This window comes from Microbulbifer mangrovi, from assembly GCF_002009015.1.
Classification (GTDB): Bacteria; Pseudomonadota; Gammaproteobacteria; order Pseudomonadales; family Cellvibrionaceae; genus Microbulbifer; species Microbulbifer mangrovi.
Map to the genome: position 1 here is coordinate 1 of NZ_LZDE01000124.1, position 2,074 is coordinate 2,074.

Here is a 2,074-nt window from a genome sequence, read left to right on the forward strand (position 1 = left end):
GGTTCACGGCGTGTCTCGCAAAGGGATCTCGGTAGCAGGGCCGCCACAGGCCTGGCCGAGTGGGATGGGACCACTAAAAAGGGACCACTAAATCAGTTCAGCGGCCCATCCAGTTCAGAAGTTACCAGCGTGCCCCGCAGGGAGTTAGGAAGTGCTTCCTCAATCAATACATCGGCAAACTTACCGATCAGTTCCATCTGGTCGCAACGGAAATTGACCACCCGGTTGTTTTCGGTCCGTCCTTGCAGCTGGCCCGGGTCTTTCTTGGATACACCGCTGACCAGAACCCGTTCCATATTACCTACCATGCGGCGTGCAATCTCGGCGGCCTGCTGGTTGATGCGGTGCTGCAGCAGCTGCAGACGCTTCTTCTTCACCTCTTCCGGGGTATCGTCCGGCAGGTCAGCCGCCGGTGTCCCCGGACGGGCGGAGTAAATAAAGCTGAATGAAATATCAAAGCCCACATCCTGAATCAGCTTCATGGTCGCCTCGAAATCCTGCTCGGTTTCCCCTGGGAAGCCGATGATAAAGTCCGAGGACAGGCAGATATCCGGGCGAATCGCTTTAAGACGGCGGATTTTGGACTTGTACTCCAGCGCTGTATGGCCGCGTTTCATCGCCATCAAAATACGGTCGGAGCCACTCTGCACCGGCAGGTGCAGGTGGTTTACCAGTTCCGGCACTTCGGCATAGACATCGATCAGTGCATCGGAAAACTCCACCGGGTGCGAGGTGGTGTAGCGGATACGGTCGATGCCGTCGATGGCCGCCACATAGGTGATCAGTTCGGCAAAGTCTACGATCTGGCCGTCTTCACCGGGCGCGCGGAAGGCGTTCACGTTCTGGCCCAGCAGGTTTACCTCGCGCACGCCCTGGTCAGCCAGGTGTGCCACTTCTTCCAATACATCCGCTACCGGACGGCTGACTTCCTCACCGCGGGTGTAGGGCACCACGCAGAAGGTGCAGTATTTGGAGCAACCCTCCATGATGGACACAAACGCACTCACGCCGTCCGCCTCCGGCTGCGGCAGGCGGTCAAACTTCTCGATCTCCGGGAAGGAGACGTCCACCACGATGGCGCCGCTCTGCTGCTTCTTGGTTTCCATCATCTCCGGCAAACGGTGCAGGGTCTGGGGGCCGAACACCAGGTCAACGTAGGGGGCGCGCTTGGCGATCGCCTCGCCCTCCTGACTCGCCACACAACCGCCGACGCCGATCACCAGTTCGGGATTCTTTTCCTTCAGGTGCTTCCAGCGGCCCAGCTGGTGGAACAATTTTTCCTGTGCCTTCTCTCGGATGGAACAGGTGTTCACCAGCAGGACATCGGCTTCTTCCGGATCATCAGTGGGGACCATCTGGTGGGATTCGCCCAGCAGATCCCGCATACGGGCGGAATCGTACTCGTTCATCTGGCACCCGTGGGTCTTGATAAAGAGCTTTTTCACCGGTTTTTCGGACAGTTCAGAAGACATAGTGCGCCTGGTTAAAAATTGGTCAATCTGCGAAGGTGGGGCATTATACCGGCCGCTCTGATGGCTGCATAGACGCCGACCGCGCCCCTAGTGCAATTTTCGAGCGCTGGTGCTACTCTTCCGCGCTTTTCGCGGTCGAGCCCGCGAATTTACTGATTCGACACTAGAATTCACGGGGCATTGCCGTTCCGCCCCGGACCTTTTTGTCCCATTCCAGAGAGATCTATGTCTAACCCGATCTACAAAGTGATTTTCCACAATCAGAACCAGGTGTACGAGCTCTATGCCCGCGCCATTTACCAAAGTGAAATGTACGGTTTCATTGAGGTGGAGGAGTTCGTATTCGGTGAAAAGTCGCAGCTGCTAGTGGATCCCAGTGAAGAGAAGCTGAAGACCGAATTCGCCTCGGTAAAGCGTTCCTATATTCCCATGCACAGTATTGTGCGGATCGACGAGGTGGAGAAAGAGGGCACCGGTAAGATTGTCGAGGTAAAAGGTGACAAGATCGCCCAGTTCCCCTTCCCGGCACCCATGCGCCATCCGGGCGATAGCGAGTGATTGCTTGCTAAATCATCCATAAGAAAAGGGCCCCGCGGGGCCCT

General features: G+C 56.8%; 2 protein-coding genes. One reads left to right on the plus strand and one right to left on the minus strand.

Annotated elements, in window-relative coordinates:
• Positions 1-92: 92 nt before the first annotated feature.
• Positions 93-1,472: a tRNA (N6-isopentenyl adenosine(37)-C2)-methylthiotransferase MiaB gene (gene miaB, locus B4U49_RS00665; protein WP_078082680.1), complete on the minus strand. Its 1,380-nt coding sequence runs from the start codon at positions 1,470-1,472 to the stop codon at positions 93-95.
• Positions 1,473-1,697: 225 nt separating this feature from the next.
• Here miaB and B4U49_RS00670 point away from each other — a divergent pair, with 225 nt between their 5' ends.
• Positions 1,698-2,030 (plus strand): DUF1820 family protein, encoded by a 333-nt coding sequence (locus B4U49_RS00670; protein WP_193432790.1) that lies wholly within the window; start codon positions 1,698-1,700, stop codon positions 2,028-2,030.
• Positions 2,031-2,074 lie beyond the last annotated feature (44 nt).

Excerpts from the sequence above, each read along its gene's own strand:
- B4U49_RS00670 (WP_193432790.1), top strand. The coding sequence starts at position 1,698 with ATGTCTAACCCGATCTACAAAGTGATTTTCCACAATCAGAACCAGGTG.
- miaB (WP_078082680.1), bottom strand. The coding sequence starts at position 1,472 with ATGTCTTCTGAACTGTCCGAAAAACCGGTGAAAAAGCTCTTTATCAAG.